The organism is Streptomyces griseus subsp. griseus (assembly GCF_000720255.1).
Lineage (GTDB): Bacteria > Actinomycetota > Actinomycetes > Streptomycetales > Streptomycetaceae > Streptomyces > Streptomyces griseus_I.
This window is the reverse complement of record NZ_JOJE01000007.1, coordinates 136,718-155,707: the sequence shown is the minus strand read 5'-3', so window position 1 is coordinate 155,707 and position 18,990 is coordinate 136,718. Positions and strand designations below refer to the sequence as shown.

The following is an 18,990-nucleotide window of genomic DNA, read 5'->3' as shown; positions in this document are numbered from 1 at the left end:
GTTCGACTCCTATGAGGGGCGGGCGGGGCCGGGGGTTGCCTGTACGTGGCCGGCGACGTCGCCTCCGCACCGCACCACCCCCTCCTTCCGGACCAACGGCTTTCGGCGGAGCACCGTCGGATCGACGGAGCGGAAGAGCAGGGCCGCCGGGTGCGCCGGGTCGGCGGGGGGGGGTGACGGCGCTGCCGGTGGTGCGGGTGGCGTCGGTGAGGGTGATGGCCGCGTGGTCGTCGAAGTCGACGGTGAGGGTGCGCCGGCCGACGACGACGCGGGGCTGTGGGGCGGCTCCGGTGACCGTGAGCTGCACGGCGCGGACGATGTTCTCGGCGGAGCGCGCGAGCAGGATCTCGTAGTCGCCGGGGCCGGCTCACTTCGCCGCCTCTCGGCCCGCCTCAACGCTCCGAAGACGGACATTCGAAGCGCGTCGACTCGCGTCCGTGGCCTTCCGTCCGCTTCCGTGTGCCCCGCCATGCCGCCTGCTCCCATCCGGCGTGCGCGGGAACTCACCGATGCCGCAGCTTGTCGAGTGACTTGTCGAGTGCTGTCGAGCGACTTGTCGAGTGCTGTCGAGCGACTTGTCGAGCGACCTGTTCAACAGACTGAGTCGCATAGGATGCCGTCATGGCTCATGTATCCGCGGCGGAGCGCCGCCCACAGCTCATCAAGGCGGCCATCGCCCTCATGGCCAGGGAGGGCGTGGCCGCCGGAAGCACCCGCGCCATCGCCGCCGAGCTGGGGGTGGCCCAGGCGACCGTGCACTACACCTTCGGCACGAAGGAAGATCTGTACCGGGCCGTCATGGAGCAGCTCACCCAGGACCTGGTCGCCCAGGTGGAGCAGGCGGCGCCCACGGACGCGGGCTTCGAGGACACACTCGTCACGCTCGCCGAGGCGCTGTGGCACACCGTGCTCGAACAGCCCGCCTCGTACCAGCTCCTCACCGAGCTGTCCATGTTCGCCCTGCGCACACCCCGTCTCCAGGAGGCTCTGCAAGGCCACTACCGCGGCATCTCCGCCGTGACGACGAAACTGATCAGCGAGGCTGCCGAACGCGCCGGGCACCAGCTCGCCCAGCCCGCCGAGACGATCGCGAGGTTCTTCCTCGCGGGCTTCGACGGGCTGACGATGCAGCACCTCTCACTGCCGGACGAGGAGGCCGAAAGGGTCTGCCTGCGGGCCCTGATCTCCGCTGTCCTGGCCATGGCCTGAGCTCGAGGCGCGATACTGGTGGACTCGCCTGTTCAACTGTCGCGAGTACTGCCTGAGCTGCCCGGCGGGCTGCGGCCGCTGCGCGACAAGGACGCCGACGACGACGAGTAGGCCGACGGCTGCGGCCGGCGCGTGTAAGGTGCCCTCACCCGCATCCGGTCCCAGCCTTCGACAAGCCGGATCATTGCAGGTCGCGGGGGCACCCTTTCCAGCTGGTGACGGACAGCCACCAGCCCTGGAACTCGCGGTGAAACACCGAGGCTGGAGGTTCCGGTCGGCGGCGGAGGCCCAACACTAATGATCACCGGAGTCATCAGGGAGCCCGCGGCATGACCGGCACCACGGAGGCCCTTGGCGGGTCGGCTGCGGTCGACCATGCAGCACGAAGTGTCACGCGCCCGTTCTACGTATACGCCGTGCTCACCAACACGCTGTTCCAGCGCGGCGTATTCGTCCTCTTCCTTCAGCAGCGAGGCTTCTCCGCCGAGCAAGTGGCCCTACTGCAGACACTGCTCTACCTGGTCAGCGGACTTGCGGAGTTGCCGACGGGAGTCATCGCCGACCGAATCGGCAGGCGTGCCGGCATCGCGATCGGCCAGATACTGATAGCCGGCTGTCTGCTCGGTCAGGTGGCGTTCTCCAACTACTGGGTGTTCCTGGCGCTGTTCATCGGGCAGGGCGTGGGCATGGCATGCGTGTCCGGTTCGGACACCGCCCTGCTGTACGACCTGCTCGTGCGTCGTGGTGCAACGGCCGGCTACGTCAAGATCAAGTCTCGGTTCACCATGCTCGGGACGGTCACCTCGGGAGCCGCCATCGTCCTCGGCGGCCAACTGCAGCAGATTTCCTGGGGAGTCGTCTACGTCGGCTCGGCGGCATGCCTCGCCCTGGCCGTGGTGGTGCTGATGTCACGAGTGCCCGAGATCCGCGGCGCGGACGCGGTGGACGAGCAGGACGGAGCCGAGGAGGAGCACGGCGACGCCACAGCATGGCGGGCGATGCTTCGGGTCGCCACGCCGGCGCTCGTGACGCTTGTCGTGGTGTCCGGATTGATGCATGCGACTTTGACGCCGTACATCATTTTCACGCAGAAGACCCTCTCCGATCAGGGAGCGGGCACCGCGTTGGTCAGCGTGGTCATATCGGCGGGATTCTTCGCCGGCGGGCTCACTCCGCTGCTGTCGGACCGCGCGGACCGGCGCATCGGGTATCGGGTCATAGTCCCGGTGTCTCTCCTGACGCTCGCCGCGGCACTCGGCCTGAGCGGCCTCGGCCTTGTCTGGGTCACGATCGCCGCGTTCCTGGCCCTGGTCGGGATTCCCGAGATCACTGCCGTGATCGTGGACAACGTGTTCAACGAGGCCGTGCCGTCGCGCCACCGGGCGAGCCTGCTGTCGATGATCGCATTCGTGGAGTCGGCACTCATTGGCATCGGCTATCTCGTCCTCGGCGCGCTCATGGGCGGGCTGGGCTCCAGTGTGGGCATGGCCACCTACGCCGCGGTCCCCCTGCTGGCATGTCTCCTGTGGCTTCCGGTGCTCTTCCGAGGGGCACGGGCGACCACCGAGATCGAGAAGCCCGCCGATTAAAAGACATCCTGAAACACGGTGGGGTTCTCCTCCCGCACCGGGTCAAGGGCCGGAGCCGTCCTCCACCTTCTCGAAGAAGAACTCGTGTTTGAGGAAGGAGACGTCGTACTCGTGACGGGGCTGCGGTGGCAGCAGTTGGGATGCCTGAAACAGGCGCCATCCGTCGTGCAGCGCGGCAAGCCCTGTGGGATAGGGCGGCTCGTCGCTGTCGCCGGTCGTCGGACGGGTACGGCCGGTCCCGTCGTACCGGGACCAGCCCACGACGTCGGAGTCCAGCGCCGATGTCGCGAGATAGAGGACCAGAACCTGCTGCCTCATGCGTGACTCCTCAGGGCCGGCCGGTTGCTGACGCGCGTGACCCAGTACTCGACGTCGAACGAGTCGTCACCGGTCAGGGCCCGCCACAGCAGGACCCGGTTGTAGATCTCCAGTCGGGCCGTGGCCTGCTCGTACCAGGGGAAGTACGTGTTGAGTTCGGCGGTCACCGCAGGGTCGTGCAGGTCGGAGAGGTCCCACAGACGCACCTGCGGCACGGTCGGGTTGAGGCGGAGTTTGTACATGTAGCGGCGGCCTGCGGTGTCGTTGCGGCGGCCACTGTGCCAGATGCCGTGGTGCACGAGCACGACCGTGCCTGCCGGACAGGTCAGGCGGGTCTGCCCCCTGAGGTTCTGGACGCGGCCGACGTCCGTCTCGTTGATCCTGCGCAGATGGCTCCCGGGCACGCTGAGAGTGCCGCCCATCTCGGTGGTCACCTCGTGCGGGTAGTACATGAGCTGGATGTCGAACGCGTCCGGCCGCACGTCGATGATCGCGTCTCCGTGGAGCGGCTGCGCCTGTCCCTCGTGCGGCTCGCGCACATGAACCGCATGGTGGTCGACGGTCGGCTCGGGGCCGACCAGGCTCTCGACGGCGCCTGCGACGACCGGCAGGGCGAGCAGCTCGTGGACGAAGGTGTCCCGCGCGAACGCCCCGCCCAGCGGAGTGCCGTAGGCCACGTCCGGCAGGCCCTCGGTCAAGGCCGCTATGGCCCGTTCGTTGATCTCCTGCGGCACCACCCCGTCCAGACGCAGGAATCCCTGCGCGACGAAGCGCGCCACCTGAACCGATGTCAGGAGTTGCTTGCTGGTTGACATACGACGAACGTACGCACCCAGTCCGGATCGGTCATGGGCTGAAATCGTCCAGTGCTGGTAGTTTTCCATCATCGTGAAACACGTGACACTAGGGCTGGGCGAGGCGCCCACCGTGGTCGATGCCGGCATCGGGGTACACGGCGTCTCCACCGCCCACGACGTCTTCCGGCTGCCCGACCTGTGGCAGCTGCACCTCTACAACTACGAGGGTGCTCTGTCCCTCGGGCAGTCGGTCCATCCCATACGCCCCGGCCACGTCAGCCTGGTGCCGCCGAACACGGAGGTGCACTTTCACTACCGGGGCAGATCGGAGCACTTCTACGTCCATCTGCGACTGCACGACGGCGGAACCGCGCGCGTGGTGCCGGTGATGCAGGACGCCGCGGCCGAGAGCACACGTCTGGCCGATCTCCTCCGACACGCCGTCACGGCCATGCCGACTTCTCCCCGACGAGCCACGGCCGAGGTCTGGACCGCTCTGTGGCGCATCGCCGAGCTGCCGAGGGGCGATGGAGCCGGGCGCCGCCACCCCTTCGTGGCCACCGCACAGGCCTACGTCGAGGAGCACCTGGCCGGACCACTGTCCGTACCGGACGTCGCTCACGCCGTCGGAATCTCCCACACACACCTGACACGCGTGTTCCGTGCCGAAACCGGCCTCACGGTCGTGTCGTACATCCGGCATCGACGCCTCCAACGCGCCCGCCACCTCCTGCTGTCCTCCACCCTGTCCATCACCGCCATCGCCGCGGCCGTGGGCATCGCCGACCTCCAGGCCTTCAACAAGGCCTGCCGCCGCGAACTCGGCGCGAGCCCACGTGACGTACGCGCGGACGCCCTTGCGGGGCTGGACCGCCCAGGACCGTAAGTTCCGCGACATGGCGCTGATCCACGCCCGCCGCCGGTCCGAAACGGGGGTGAGCGTCGACCTCCGATACGGGGCGGTGGCTACCCCCGATCACCGTGGCCTGCCTGTACGCCCACGCTGCGGATCAGCGTCTTGCGTCGCCGAGTACGTCCGCGCCAGGCGCGCCGAGTCCGGCGCGATCGGGGCTGATCGTGCCGGTCGCCCCACCAGGATCGAGCGCGGCAAGCCGCCTTGCGATGCACCGCACCAGACGCCGCAGGCCCCGCCCTCCGGGCGGACGACGCCACTCTCGAAACATGCCCTGGCCGAGCCGAACAGGCCGCCCGCGACACCGCGAGCGGCCTGCTGCTCAGATTCGATCTACTGACTGACCGTCAGCTCTGCTCGCCCGTACGGCGCCTGCGCGCGAAGTAGACCGCGGCGGTACCGACCGCCACGACCGTGAGACCGGCACCCGCGAGGACGGGAGCGCTGCTCGACGCGCCGGTCGCGGCGAGATCTCCGTTCGTGGTCGGGTCGTTCCCCCCCGCGTCCGCGCCGGACCCGGGCGTGGCCGACGCGCTGGGGCTCGGGGGCTCACCCGCACCGGGCCTGGGCGACTCGCTGGGAGCCGGGGACTCCCCCGTACCGGGCGCGTCGTTCTCGGCGAGCACCGCCGCGAAGGCGCCTGCGATCACCTTGTGGCCTTCGGCGTTGGGGTGCGGGTCCTTCTTCGTGCACGCCCAGGTCAGCTGGCAGATCTTGGCCACGTTCGCCGGCACCTCGCCCGCGCCGGGCACGTTCACCTGGGTGGTGAAGTCGTCCGAGGAGAAGGCTCCGGCCACGTCCGCCACCTTGAAGCCGGTGGACTTGTACACCTGGGTGATCCCCGTGTTGGCGGCCTTGATCAGGGGTGCCGACTCCTTGGCGGCCTGCTGCCCCGCGGCGCCCTGCAACCAGGCCGCCAGGAACGGGTTGTGGTACGTCGAGCCCACGAACTGGGTGTTGTTCGCGCCCGCCTTGCGCAGCGCGCCCGTGATCTGGGCGAGGTTTTTCGCCATGGTCTGGCTCTGGCTGTTCAGGCACGCCCCGTCGAGGGTGCCGGCCGGGCTGACGCAATTGAGGAGGATGTCGTTCGCGCCCACGCTGAGGGTCACGTACGCGACCTTGCCCTGGTGCTGGGCCATGGCCTGCAGGGCGGCGTCCAGTTGGGACTTGGCGTTCGGGTAGTCGCACTTTCCGCCGCTGATCAGAGACTCCGTGGTCTCAGCGGTGCAGCCGAGGCGTATGTGCTTCAGTCCGGGAGTGCGCTGCTTGAGCTGCGCGTAGAGCTGGTCGGTGTAGGCGACGTCGGTGTCCTTGTCGACGTCCGGCTGGTAGCCGGAGGCCAGGGAGTCACCGAGCGAGATGTAGTACGTGGTGTCCTTGCCGCCGGCCGTCTCGTCGGCGGCGGCCAGCCCGGGCGTGCTCAGCACGACCGTCACGGCGGAAACGGCCAGCCGTGGGCCGAATCGCTGAAGGGATCTCATCACTTGCGTGCACTTTCCAGTGTGTTGGGGGTTTGGATTCCGAAACGGATTGGCGTGAAGCGTGACTGGAGGCAGCCAATCTCAGCCGCAACGGTTTTCGGGCATCCAAAGAAAGCCTTGATGAAGGCATGGGGGGGGAATTCCGTCTCCGTGAACTGCGGGACCTGCCCGAATTCACCTCGGAGACTTGGGCGTCAATCTAGCAAAACCGACGCGGACTTGAACATGGGAGGCCGCCAACGTGATCGTCACGACGACACGTGTAATCATCAGAAAGGCTCGAGCGGACTGGGTAATTAGTCACCGGACTCACCGGTAGCCATTCGTTGAGTGAGGTTTTCTCAGCGGTGATCACTTCCGGATTCCGTTGGGCATGAGGACTTCGTTGCCGCTTCGTTGCCGCTTCGTTGCCGGTCGATGGTTCACATGGGACGGTCCGTCAGGAGGCGTCCGTGCCGTGAGAGCACCTGGGGACTACGTCGTCGATCGCACTGACGCGTGTCCAGGGCCCATCACCGTTGCCGAGGTCACCGCACAAGTGGACCGCTGGCCATCCCGGGGCGCTGCCGGGCGTGCGCCCCCGTCCAGGCTGTCGCCCACAACCACGCACACGACCTGACTGCCCAGCAGTGCGTCGCTCACGGCCTTTGAAACACCTCGGATGCGGCTTGGCGTGGCCGACCTCCGAGGAGACGAACACCCTGGCAACGTGCCGATCCAGGCCGCTGCGGCCCCGTGACGCCGGCGTCTCTCCCAGGCCACCGGCTGCCGCTGCCCGCACGTGAGGCACATCGCAAAAGCCGTCCGCTCGAACCCGCGACCAGCGTCCACCCTCCGCGCCCCCACCGCCCCCACCAGCGAGAACGGCGCGCGTTGCCCACCAGGCGCAGGGAGCATACCGATCAGACCGCGACCGGATTGCCGGAGCGGGAGCACGTGGAAGACACGTCGAAGTGCTGGAGCGAGTGTGTGCGCGGCATGGTCATCGAAAACCTTGCCGTAGCGGTCGGGTTCCGCGCGGGTGCCCGCGCCCACGCCCCTCCCGCCTCCGTCATGGCTGTCCGGGCGCCGTACAGTCCAGCCGACCTGGGGACGCGCCACCGCTCCTGTGAACCACGGCCAGATGGCGGACCGGTAGCGGCCGTCAGCCACGACGCCCTGGGAAATCAAGGGCGACCCGTTGACTTCCGCACGACCCGAACCATAGCTTCAGCGCCGGCCCGTTCGGCAAATCGTGCACCGTTCGACATATCGACCAGCCTTCGTGTGCTTGTTGTTGTGCCTCCGAAAGGAACCTTCATGCTCCTTCAGCAGCGCGTCCCGCGTGCAAGACGCCTGGCCAGAGCCGTTCTCACCCGTACCGCGCTGTTCGCGATGGCCGCCGGTGCGCTGGTCGGTCTCCAGCACCAGCAGAGCAACGAGCTCGACCGGGCGGAACCGGTCGCGGTGACGTCCAACCAGGTCGCGGTGGACCGCGCGCCGATGGGCTGGGCCTCCTGGAACAGCTTCGCCGCGAAGATCGACGCCGGCGTGATCAAGTCGCAGACCGACGCACTCGTCGCGGCCGGCCTGCCCGCGGCCGGGTACCAGTACGTCAACATCGACGAGGGCTGGTGGCAGGGCACCCGCGACAGCGCCGGCAACATCACCGTCGACGAGACGGAGTGGCCGGGCGGCATGAAGGCCATCGCCGACTACATCCACAGCAAGGGCCTCAAGGCCGGTATCTACACCGACGCCGGCAAGGACGGCTGCGGCTACTACTTCCCGACCGGCCGCCCGGCCGCGCCCGGCAGCGGCAGCGAGGGCCACTACGACCAGGACTTCCTGCAGTTCGCCAAGTGGGGCTTCGACTACGTCAAGGTCGACTGGTGCGGCGGTGACAAGGAGGGCCTCGACGCGAAGACGACGTTCCAGGCCATCAGCGACTCGATCGCCAGGGCGACCGCCGCCACCGGCCGCGAGCTGAAACTGTCCGTATGCAACTGGGGCAGGCAGAACCCGTGGAACTGGGGCGCCGGCATGTCCTCCCTGTGGCGCACCAACGACGACATCATCCTCTTCGGCAACCAGCCCTCGTGGACCAACCTGCTCACCAACTTCGACAGGAACGTCCACCCCTCGGGGCAGCACACCGGCTACTACAACGACCCGGACATGCTGATGGTCGGCATGACCGGCTTCACCGCCGCCCAGAACCGCAGCCACATGAACCTGTGGGCGATCTCGGGCGCCCCGCTGCTCGCCGGCAACAACCTGGCCACGATGACCACCGAGACCCGCGACATCCTCGCCAACCCCGAGGTCGTCGCCGTCGACCAGGACGCGCGCGGACTGCAGGGCGTCAAGGTCGCCGAGGACACCACCGGCCTCCAGGTCTACAGCAAGGTCCTGTCCGGCACCGGCAAGCGTGCCGTCCTCCTGCTCAACCGGACCTCCGCCGCCGCGAACATGACCGTGCGCTGGTCCGACCTGGGTCTGACCGACACCTCGGCCACGGTCCGTAACCTCTGGACGCGCTCCGACGTGGGCAGCTTCGGCACCGGCTACACCGTCTCCGTGCCCGCCAAGGACACGGTCCTGCTCACCGTCACCGGCGGCACCGAGGCGGCGAGCTCCACGTACGAGGCCGAGGCCACCGCCAACACCAAGACCGGCTCCGCGGCCAACGCCACCTGCGCGAACTGCTCCGGCGGCACCAAGGTCGGCAACGTCGGCAACGGCGCCGCCAACACCCTGCGCTTCAACAACGTCGCGGCCGGCGCCACGGGCACCAAGGTCGTCGACATCGCCTACACCAACGGCGGCAGCACGGCCCGTACCGCCCGTCTCCAGGTCAACGGCCAGCAGCCCACCACGGTGTCCTTCCCGCCCACCGGCTCGTGGACCACGCCCGGCACCGTCTCGGTCGAGGTGTCCCTGGCCAAGGGCTCGTCGAACACGCTGACATTGTCCAACTCCACCGCCTGGACCCCGGACTTCGACGCCATCGAGGTCCGTCCGCTGCCCGGCACGAACGGCACCCAGGTGGTCGGAAGCCAGTCGAACCGTTGCCTCGACATCAACGACAACACGATCACCAACAACACCGACGCCCAGTTGTGGGACTGCAACGGCGGTGAGAACCAGTCGTGGATCAACGTCACGTCCCGCAAGCAGTTCGTGGTCTACGGCAACAAGTGCCTGGACGCCTACAACGGCGGCACGACCAACGGAACCCGGGTGATCATCTGGGACTGCAACGGCGGCACGAACCAGCAGTGGAACGTCAACGCGAACGGCACTCTCACCAACGTGAAGGCCAACCTCTGCCTGGACGCCACCGGCGGGGCGACCGCCAACGGCACCAAACTGGTCCTGTGGACCTGCAACGGCACCAACAACCAGAAGTGGACCCTGTCGTAGTGCGCACGACAGGGTGAGGCCCAAGGGGCCTGCTCCGAATCCTGTGTTCTGACGGCCGTCGCCACCCCCCGGTTCAGGGGTGGCGACTGTGCCCAGCGGACGTGGCCTGCAGGACTACGAGCACTCTCCAGGAACTGGCGGCTCTCCTCCGGCCGGGACGCCTGTGCACGCCGAGTTCGGCGGCGATGGCGCGGGTGCTGCCGACGGCGACGCCCTCCCTGGGCCTGCGGCCGGTCGGACGGGCGACCGGCCCACGGGCCCAGGAGCCTGCGCCGCCGGTCAGAGGGCGGTCCTCGATGCCTCGGAACGGAGCAGGGTGTTGAGGTTGGCCATGGAAGTGCGCATGCCGGCACGCATCGCGGGCTGCTGTATGGAGTCGAGGAGCAGTCCCAGTGGACCGAGGCCGATGGCGTACTCGACCTGGTAGAGCATCTCCGTCACCTCCCGGCCGTCGGCGCTCTGGACCGGGCGGAACTCGAAGGTGTTGGTGACGTCCCGGAGCGGGGTGAAGCCGGTGCCGGTGTCGACGCGGCGCTTGCGGAGCTCGATCTCCCTGACGGTCCAGACCGAGTCGGTCTTCAACGGGCCGAGGGTGCGGTTGCGTTCGGCGTAGGTCTTGCCGACGGTGGCGACGCCGTGGTGGTCGGTGACCTCGATGGCGCCGGCGACCCACTCGGCGTACCGGTCGGTGCGGGAGACGACGTCCCACACCCGCCCGATGGGGGCGTCGATGACGGCGGTCTCGGCGACGACGAAACGGTTCATGGCAGGGTTCCCTTGCTTGTCGGTGCTTCTTGCACTCAGATCTGGTGCAGGAGTTCGGTGGCGGTGTGCTTGCCGGAGCGGACGGCGCCGTCCATGTAGCCGTTCCAGTAGGGGGAGAACTCGGCGCCCGCCCAGTGCACGCGGCCGTGGGGGCGGCCCATCCACTGCCCGAAGTCGCTGAGCACGCCGGGGGCGGCGACGGAGGTGGGGCCGCCCTGGGTCCACTGCTCGGCGGTCCAGTCCTGCTCGACGTAGTCGACGGTGTCGAAGGCGCGGTCCCCGACGACCTGGGCGAAGCAGCGCAGGACGGCGCCGCGGCGCTCGGCGGCCGGACGGTGGGCCCACTTGCGCCATTCCTTGCCGCCGAGGAAGCCCATGAGCACGCCCGGCCCGCCGTCGGGCGGGGTGTTGTCGAACATCTCGCGGATGGGGGAGCCGTCGCGCAGCAGCCCCATGCCGGACAGGCCCTCCGCCCGCCAGAACGGCTTGTCGTAGACAGCCACGCACTTCATGAGCGTGCCGAACGGCAGCCGCTGGAAGAGCTGGTCCTGCTGGGCCGGAAGCAGCGGATCCCACAGGATCCGCGACGCCACCAGCGGCGGGACGGCGACGATCACCCGGTCGGCCCGCCAGTCACCGGCGTCTGAGATCACGGTGACACCGGTGGAGTCCTGGCTGACGCGCCGCACTGGCGCCGACAGATGGACGCGGCCGTCGAGCTCCTCGGCCAGCCGCTGCGCGACCAGCTGCGAGCCGCCGACGAACCGGCTGTCCTGGGCGCCGCCGGTGGTGCCGGTGCCGCGTTCCATGGTGCCGGGGTGCGTCTCGTTGCCGAACGTCGAGACGTACCAGAGGCTGAACAGCGCGGACGCGTCGCGTGCCTCGCCGCCGTAGGCGGAGTTCAGGAACAGGTTGATCATGTCGACGGCGTCGCCGGTGATCTCGGCCTTGCGCAGCCAGGTCTCGTAGGTCATGCCGTCCAGTTCGCGGGCGTTCGGGGCCTGCCATGGGGCGGCCGGGTCCACCTTGGCCGCGGCCTGGCCGATGCGGGCCAGGGCGATGCCCATGTCAGGCAGCGCGAACAGGTCCGGCGGGGTATGCCCGGTGAACCGCTTGGCCCTGCCGTCGTGGACGTAGACGGCCTCGCCGGGGACGGCGGCCCGGTAGGTGTCCACGCCGACCTCCTTGGCCAGCGCCAGGATGTGGTCCTGGGTGGGGCCCACGAACTGCCCACCGATCTCGGTCACTTGACCGTCGCCGAGGTCGTGGTTGAGCAGCCGGCCGCCGACCCGGTCACGGGCCTCCAGTACGGCCACCGACTTGCCCGCAGCGCCGAGTTCCCGCGCCGCGGTCAGACCCGCCAGCCCCGCACCGATCACCACCACATCCGCCCTGCGGACCTGGCGTGACGTCGCGATGTCCCTGCTCTGCGTGCTGCTCATGATCACTCCTTGTCGTGGGGTGGTCCCGGCGCTGCGAAGTGCTCCGCGGGGAAAGCGGCACAGGCCCATGACCTGGCTCTCCCGGGGACGGTGTGCTCCGGTGGCCATCACCATACAGACGACATGGTCGAGTGACAATGTCGGCGGTTCAAGTTAAGCGATTTGATCGTACGACTTGAGCAAGTGATAAAGTCGGTGCTCGAAGCGGCCCGGGGGCCGTCCACGGCACCGGAATGCCTCATGCCCGTAGCCGCTCGACGGCGCGGGCCGACCGGCTCCGTCGTTCGACCCGCGTCCGCGACGAGACGTCCGGGAAATCCCTTACCGACCTTGGGAGTTCGTCATGGCTGTCCTGCTCCATCGACTGGGCCGCAGTGCCTTCCGTCATCGCAAGCTGGTGCTCGGCGTCTGGCTCGTGGTCCTTGCCGCGCTCATCACGTGCGTCGGCGTCTTCGGCGGCAAGCTCGACGACCGCTTCACCGTGCCGGGGACCGAGTCGCAGCGGGCGCTGGACACGCTCGGCAAGACGCTGCCCGAAGCCTCCGGAGCGGGCGCCCAGATCGTCTTCACCGCACCCGAGGGCCACCGCATCACCGAGGCCCGGTACACCGCGACCATCGCCGGAGCCGAGGCGGCGGTCACGAAGGCGCCCCAGGTGAAAGCCGTCGTGGGCCCCGGCCTCTCCGGGGCCGTGTCGGCCGACCGGAGCACGGCGGTCGTGCAGGTGCAGTACTCGGTGCAGCGGGCCGAGGTGCGCCCTTCGTCCCTGGACGTGATCGAACGGGCGGCCGAGGCGGCCGAGAAGGACGGGCTCAGGACCTCGGTCGGCGGCAGTGTCTACGGCAGCAACGGCGTGCACATCGGCCCGTCCGAGATCATCGGTGTCGCCGTCGCCCTGCTCGTCCTCGTCGTCACCTTCGGCTCCCTGCTCGCCGCGGGCATGTCACTGCTGCCGGCCCTGCTCGGTGTGGCCGTGGGACTCGCCGGACTGCTCGCCCTCACTCCGGCGGTCAGCATCTCCTCCACCGCCGTCACGCTCGCGCTGATGCTGGGGCTGGCCGTGGGGATCGACTACGTCCTGTTCATCCTGTCCCGCCACCGCCAGCAGCTCGCCCGCGGTACCGATCCGCAGGAGTCCATCGCGCTGGCCAACGGCACGGCCGGCAGTGCGGTCGTCTTCGCCGGCAGCACCGTGATCATCGCTCTGGCCGCACTGAGCGTCATCGGCATCCCGTTCCTGACCGTGATGGGTCTCGGTGCCGCCGGAGCCGTCCTCGTCGCGGTTCTGGCCGCGATCACCCTGCTCCCGGCTCTCGCCGGATTCGCCGGCACCCGGTTGGCCCCGAAGCCCGGCAGCAAGGAGGCCCAGCGGGCCACCGATCCCGACGGATCCGCCGGTAGGGCGACCCTGGGCGCCCGCTGGGTGCGGAGCGTCGTCGCCAAGCCCCTGCTCACCGTCCTGGCCGTCGTCGGCATCCTCGTCGCACTCGCGCTCCCCGTGGCGGACCTGCGCCTGGCCCTGCCGGACAACGGCTCGGCCCCGGTCGCCTCCACCGAACGCAAGGCGTACGACGCGGTCGACGACAAGTTCGGCCCCGGCTTCAACGGCCCGCTCCTGGTGCTGACCGAGACCGAGGACCGGACCGGGGCGCGGGCGGGTGCTCAGGCCGCGCGCGAGCTGCGGGACCTCAAGGGGGTCAAGGCGGTACTGCCCCCCGTGCCCACGCGCGACCCCGCGCAGACCGTCATCCAGGTCATACCCGAGACCGGTCCCGACAGCGCTCGCACCGCCCGACTCGTCCGCGACATCCGTGCCGCCGCCCCCGACATCCGCCAAACCACCGGAGCAACCGTCGCGGTCACCGGCACCACCGCCGTCAACATCGACGTCTCCAACCGCCTCAGCGACTCCCTCCTGCCGTTCATGGCGATCGTCGTCGGCCTGAGCCTCATCCTGCTCACCATGGTGTTCCGCTCCCTGATCATCCCGTTCAAGGCCGCCGTCGGATTCCTGCTGTCGGTGGCGGCCTCGCTCGGCATGGTCGTCGCCCTGTTCCAGTGGGGCTGGCTGGCGGACACCCTCGGCCTCGCCCACACCGGTCCCGTCGTCAGCTTCCTGCCGATCATCCTGATCGGTGTGCTCTTCGGACTCGCCATGGACTACGAGGTCTTCCTGGTCTCCGGAATGCGGGAGGAATGGGTCCACACCGGCGTGGCCCACCGATCCGTGATCGACGGCGCACGGCACAGCGTACGAGTCGTCACCGCGGCCGCCCTGATCATGTTCACCGTCTTCACCGGGTTCTTCCCGCTCGACGACGCCCTGATCAAGCCCATCGCCTTCGCGCTCGCCGTCGGCGTTGCCATCGACGCCTTCGCAGTCCGCCTGACCCTCGTCCCGGCGGTCCTCGCCCTCGCCGGACGACACGCCTGGTGGCTCCCGGCCTGGCTCGACCGCGTCCTGCCCGACCTCGACGTCGAGGGCACACGCCTCCAGAAAGCCTCGGAGGCGGAGCACAAGGAGCCCGCGCGAGTCCCCTGAACCGACTGCTCAGCGGATCCGCAGGGGTGCACGCAGGGGCCCTGGCCCGGAGGGGGCGCCACCTCCGGGCCAGGGCTTCGCCCGCCCCGGCACCACGCGACATGCTGGTCCGGCTCGGCCTGCCGCACGACCGGCAGCATCCCGCCGTCGTCGCCCCGCTCGGCGACTGCTTCGGCGACGGTTACCGGCTCCGGCTCCGGTAGGGAGCCCGCGTGGCGGGCTCGGCGGAAGGCCGGGTCCGCCCGGGTCAGGCGTCAACCCGGGTCGCCTGTGGCAGGCGCCCCGGCCCGCCCGGCACGTTTTCGGCTGCCACGGACGAGAACCCGCCATGAGCTGGCACTTTCCCCTGCTCCTTCCGTGAGGCCGAAGAGGTATTGCTTCCCCGCGACGCCCTTCCGGACGATGTCGCCATCGCCCAACGACGGGAGCCGCAGCCATGCCCCACATGACCGCCTTCGCCAGGAACCAGTGGTACAGCTAGCGCACCTTTCTGACCTGCACTTGTGTGGGGGCGATGAGGCCGTGACCTGCTAGGACGGGTTGCAGAGGCGAGCGGAGGCAGTCAGAGGAAAACACTCTGATTCGACCCCGGTTCGACCCGGCCGCTCAGAGGCAGTCAGAGGCAGCGACCTCTGCAACTGGACTCTGAGGGACCTGAGTTGACCGGTGTGGATCACGAGTGGACCACTCTGGCGGGGCTCTGGTTCGACCTCGGTCGAGCTGCGATGGGGACGCCTGCCTCCACTCGGGGCCGGGCAGAAAAAAGGGCCTTCAGGATGGCCGTCCTGAAGACCTTGCCGGCACCGATGGAGGTTGGTTCCGGACACCACCCGTGGTTTTAGCGGGCCTGGGTGGCGTCCACGTCTTTGCGAGACGACCCCACCGTGCCAGACAGCACCCACAAGCCACTCCCCCAACGACACCTCCCCCACCTTCACGGCCCACTGGGCCTCTCCCACCTGCCGTCGGCCGCAACGGACCTGATCCTGCTCGGCGACCTCACCGGCCGCTACGCGACCGGCAGTTACAGCAGGCTCGCCTCCGACCGCCGGACCGTTGCCCTGCGCGCCGACCATCAGGGCGCGGCCGAACACGGGCACCGGATCACCGCGGCCATCGCCTGCCACGTGGCCCGTGCCGGCGGAACCCTCGGCCATCTGACGCAGCTCCTGCTGTACCCCGAGCACGAAGGCGGTCGGCACGCCCGCAACATCGCGCTGCGCTCTGGGCGGTCCCGGGCTCTGGACTACATCCGCCGGGTGTGGGCCAGCGCAACGGAAGCGGTCAGCGCCACCATGGCGCTGGGCTCCCGGCACGACGCGTACGAGGTTCTCGCCGCGCTGCGGGACCGGATCGAGACGACGCCCTGGCGCGGGGAGCGGGGACGGACCGCGCTGCGGGTGCTGCGGGCGCATCTGACCTTCGCCGAGATCGCGGGCGGCCCCCTGCACCACGCCAGTGAACGGCAGACCGCGGAGGAAGCGGGCATCTCCCGCACCACCTTGCGGGCCGTCTATGAGACGGTCCTCAAGCCGCAGGGCTGGCTGCGTCGGCTGCGGGTGGGCCACGGCCGGGAGGGCTCGACCTGGTACCTCGGCGACGGCAGCGCCCCCAGCCACGGTGCCCCGGTTCTGCCGTCTCGTTTCCGGACCACTCAGTTCCCCCCCGAACCGGCACTTGAGGAGTGGACCACCCCTGAGACGGCCACGACGGCCGACATCGACTCCACCGTCCTCGGCCGTCTGATGGGCCACGACGCTTTCGCCTACCACGGCCTCGGCAGCGCCGCCCTCATGCTCATCAGCGCTCTGCACCAACGCCCCCACCAGACGGTCGCCGAGCTCGTCGGTACCTCCTCGGTCTCCCGCGCGACCACCTATCGGACTCTGCGCCGCCTCGCCGACCACGGCCTCGTCCACCGCACCGGGGAGACATGGGCCCTGGCACCGCGTGCTCTGGAGGGCTTCGGTAGCGGCCTCCCTGCCCCTGCTACCGGGCACGACGCCGTGCCAGCACTGGGCTGGGACACGGTGGCAGAGCAATACGGCACTACGGGTCTTGCTGCGCGGCGCAAGGCCGTGCACGCGGCCCAACGCGCCACCTACCGGGAAGCGCTGGAGCGGCTTGCGGAGCACCGCAGCAAGGCCGTGGTGATCGTCCGCGACGGTCACCAGGTCGTGGTCCCAGCGCCGCGTCCTGACGAGATCCCGCCCGCGTGGCATGCCCCCGACAGGCGGGTCCTCGACCCGGCTACCGGCCGTACCGCTGCCGGCTGGCGGGTCGCCACTGACGGCCGCCTGATCCTCATCACCCCTGCCGACCAGCGCAGTTACGACGAGCTGGCCGTCGCCCACGCCGAAGCCCTCAGCGAATGGAACTCCGCCGCATGAACCAACAACCCTCAACCACACCTGCCGCGAACCAGCCGGTGACCCCTGCGGCCTTGCGCGAGCAGTATGAGTCCGGTGCCACGGTCGACGAACTGGTCGCCGCGAGTGGGCTGTCGTACGGCACGGTCCTCAACCGGCTGCACGAGGCCGGGACCGAGATGCGCACGTCGTGGCAGACCCGCCGGATGCGCCAGGATCCACAGGCGCGCCAGCGTCTCGCAGCGCATCTCCGCGCCCTGTACGAGCAGCACGGCGCGACCCTCACCGAGCTCGCCGCGGCGGGGGCTGGGACGAGGCCTGCTGCCCGGCGCCTGCTGATCGAGGCCGGCGGCACCGTGCGCACCCCGCAGCAGACGCTGCGGATGCGCGCCGCAGCGCGGGCCGCTGAGCGGCAGAAGCTCGCGCTGTCCCTGCGGGCACGGTACGAGGCTGGCGCCACCGTGCCGGAGCTTGCTGAGGACTGCAACTACTCGGTGGCCACGGTCTACCGGCTCCTGCACGCGGCCAACACGCGCATGCGGCCCCAGCACCGACATGGCCCCACTCCCGGCGAGGGGCCATCGGAGCCTCTCCCGGCCTCGGTCTACCTCTTCTTCGGAGGCGCAAGGGGGACGACGGTGCGGGCGCCCCGCAGAGTTGCGCGCACGCAGCGGCTGAGGGTGTCACCTGCTCCGAGCTCGATGAACAGCCGTTGGTCAACCGGCGCCAAGCGGCTCACGGTCTCGGCGAAGTACACGGGTTTGGAGATGAGATCGGCGAGGGCCAGGAGGAAGTCGTCAGCGTCGCTGCAGGGGCGGCGCTGGACGGGAGAGTGCACCGCGACGCTCAGCGGTCGCTGGCATAGACCCTTGGCGTTGTCGAGGAAGCGGCCGTGGATGTCCTGGAGGCTGGGGTGGTGGGCCGCGTAGGGGACGTCAAGTTCGAACAGCCGACGAGTGTCACCCAGGGTGCGAAGGGCGGCTATAGCGGCTCGGGGGCCGCTGACGATCGTCTCCTTCGGAGAGTTGACACAGGCTATCGCCAGGTCTTCGCGGCCGAGGTCGGCGAGCATGGCCTGGGTGCCCCCCGCCTCGCCCAGGATCAGGACCATGGCGCCCTCGCCGATGACGGGTCGGTAGGCGTCATTCAATGCGCATACGAGGTGAGCTCCTTCTGCGACAGTGAACGCTCCGGCGGTCACGAAGGCCGAGAATTCGCCGAGGCTGTGGCCCACGATCAGGTCTGGGGTAATTCCCATGGCGGCGAGGGCATGGGCCGTGGCGACGGAGGCCGCGAAATGGGCCAACTGCGAGGTGCCGTAGGGAAGCGGCGGCGCATCCTGGGGGCAACGGTCGGCCAGCAGCACGTCACGAACCGGTCCGTATCCGTGCGTCGATGCCACCTCGTCGACCTCATCAAGGATCCGGTCGGTCTCCTTCCGGGCCGCGGGAGGCACTCCGAGGTCGTCGTACAGGCTTGCCAGGGCGCCGCAAGGGGAGATGCCCTGTCCCGGAAACAGGAAGACCACGCCACCGCGCGGCATATCGGACGGGTGCGGCATCATCGTCTGTCACCGTTTCCCGCACCCGGAAGGACGGGCGCCGGGGTGGCGCGCTGCCAGGTCGCGGTAAGGACCGGGTAGCCGTCGGCGGGGAGCGTGGCGAGGCTGAGACGGCCTAACTCCAGGCGAGCCGTGCGGGGCAGTTCAGCGCCGCTGAACTCAGCGGGGCTGCCGACCATCGAACGGTGAATCACGCTGTCACCGAGCCACTGGTAGGTACCGGCATAGCCGATGTAGCCGTCCTGGCCGGCGAGTTGGGCCGAGACGTGACCATCCGACGTGTAGATGAGCATGCCCTGGACATCGGTCCCCAACGGATGAGCAATGGCCCCGTGGACATCGGTCGACGTGAACGACTCCAGTTGCCACGCACCGATGACGCTACCGACCTCAATCCTGGTCAGCGTATCCATGGCTGCTTCCCTTTCTTCGCTACAAGTCCGACATGTCGGCATGGGAGTTCCACCCTCGCGAACGGACACTGCCCGTCTACACCCCGAAGGTGTGGTCGCCGACGCCTTTGCCGGGTCTCAAGTGGGGTCAGTCGTCCGCCTGCCTGGCGTCTGTGCAGGCACTGGCGCTGCAGAAGGCTGCAGAAA

General features: G+C 69.1%; 13 protein-coding genes and 1 pseudogene. 7 read left to right on the top strand and 7 right to left on the bottom strand.

The window, feature by feature from the left end; translation table 11 throughout:
* Positions 1–621 precede the first annotated feature (621 nt).
* Both IG99_RS13305 and IG99_RS13300 read left to right on the top strand, forming a co-directional pair.
* Positions 622–1,209, top strand: a complete 588-nt coding sequence (locus IG99_RS13305) for a TetR/AcrR family transcriptional regulator (protein WP_037673291.1) — start codon at positions 622–624, stop codon at positions 1,207–1,209.
* A 329-nt stretch (positions 1,210–1,538) separates the two neighbouring features.
* Complete coding sequence (locus IG99_RS13300; protein ID WP_199815509.1) at positions 1,539–2,798, top strand: MFS transporter; 1,260 nt, start codon at positions 1,539–1,541, stop codon at positions 2,796–2,798.
* Between the two features lie 42 nt (positions 2,799–2,840).
* Here the strand turns inward: IG99_RS13300 and IG99_RS13295 are convergent, their stop codons facing one another.
* Both IG99_RS13295 and IG99_RS13290 read right to left on the bottom strand, forming a co-directional pair.
* Complete coding sequence (locus tag IG99_RS13295; RefSeq protein ID WP_037673289.1) at positions 2,841–3,116, bottom strand: hypothetical protein; 276 nt, start codon at positions 3,114–3,116, stop codon at positions 2,841–2,843.
* Positions 3,113–3,931 (bottom strand): phytanoyl-CoA dioxygenase family protein, encoded by an 819-nt coding sequence (locus tag IG99_RS13290; protein ID WP_199815508.1) that lies wholly within the window; start codon positions 3,929–3,931, stop codon positions 3,113–3,115. Before IG99_RS13290 ends, IG99_RS13295 begins: the two co-directional genes overlap by 4 nt.
* Before the next feature lie 82 nt (positions 3,932–4,013).
* Here IG99_RS13290 and IG99_RS13285 point away from each other — a divergent pair, with 82 nt between their 5' ends.
* On the top strand, positions 4,014–4,799 hold the full coding sequence (locus IG99_RS13285) for an AraC family transcriptional regulator (protein ID WP_037673556.1): 786 nt from the start codon (positions 4,014–4,016) through the stop codon (positions 4,797–4,799).
* A gap of 374 nt (positions 4,800–5,173) precedes the next feature.
* On the opposite strand, the gene IG99_RS13280 is transcribed toward IG99_RS13285, so the two are convergent.
* The gene (locus tag IG99_RS13280) at positions 5,174–6,262 is read right to left on the bottom strand and encodes an SGNH/GDSL hydrolase family protein (RefSeq protein ID WP_037673287.1); all 1,089 of its coding nucleotides are present in this window, start codon (positions 6,260–6,262) and stop codon (positions 5,174–5,176) included.
* A gap of 1,344 nt (positions 6,263–7,606) precedes the next feature.
* On the opposite strand from IG99_RS13280, the gene IG99_RS13275 reads away from it, so the two are divergent.
* Complete coding sequence (locus IG99_RS13275; RefSeq protein ID WP_394298006.1) at positions 7,607–9,712, top strand: RICIN domain-containing protein; 2,106 nt, start codon at positions 7,607–7,609, stop codon at positions 9,710–9,712.
* Between the two features lie 279 nt (positions 9,713–9,991).
* Here IG99_RS13275 and IG99_RS13270 read toward each other — a convergent pair whose 3' ends face one another.
* On the bottom strand, positions 9,992–10,477 hold the full coding sequence (locus IG99_RS13270; RefSeq protein WP_037673285.1) for an SRPBCC family protein: 486 nt from the start codon (positions 10,475–10,477) through the stop codon (positions 9,992–9,994).
* A gap of 35 nt (positions 10,478–10,512) precedes the next feature.
* Positions 10,513–12,027, bottom strand: a complete 1,515-nt coding sequence (locus IG99_RS13265; protein WP_107055913.1) for a flavin monoamine oxidase family protein — start codon at positions 12,025–12,027, stop codon at positions 10,513–10,515.
* Between the two features lie 235 nt (positions 12,028–12,262).
* On the opposite strand from IG99_RS13265, the gene IG99_RS13260 reads away from it, so the two are divergent.
* The 3 genes and pseudogenes from IG99_RS13260 to IG99_RS51990 form a co-directional block, all read left to right on the top strand.
* The gene (locus IG99_RS13260) at positions 12,263–14,461 is read left to right on the top strand and encodes an MMPL family transporter (RefSeq protein ID WP_037673283.1); all 2,199 of its coding nucleotides are present in this window, start codon (positions 12,263–12,265) and stop codon (positions 14,459–14,461) included.
* Between the two features lie 884 nt (positions 14,462–15,345).
* A complete protein-coding gene (locus IG99_RS13255; RefSeq protein WP_234311841.1) occupies positions 15,346–16,851 on the top strand; it encodes a MarR family transcriptional regulator in 1,506 nt (501 codons plus the stop codon).
* A pseudogene (locus tag IG99_RS51990) lies at positions 16,833–17,363 on the top strand (helix-turn-helix domain-containing protein); the annotation flags it as partial. The gene IG99_RS13255 and the pseudogene IG99_RS51990, both read left to right, overlap by 19 nt.
* Before the next feature lie 71 nt (positions 17,364–17,434).
* Here the strand turns inward: IG99_RS51990 and IG99_RS13250 are convergent.
* Entirely contained in the window at positions 17,435–18,394 is a 960-nt protein-coding gene (locus IG99_RS13250) for an ACP S-malonyltransferase (RefSeq protein WP_051865316.1), read from the bottom strand.
* Positions 18,391–18,804: a lipocalin-like domain-containing protein gene (locus IG99_RS13245; RefSeq protein ID WP_051865309.1), complete on the bottom strand. Its 414-nt coding sequence runs from the start codon at positions 18,802–18,804 to the stop codon at positions 18,391–18,393. The genes IG99_RS13250 and IG99_RS13245 overlap by 4 nt, the downstream gene beginning before the upstream one ends.
* Positions 18,805–18,990 lie beyond the last annotated feature (186 nt).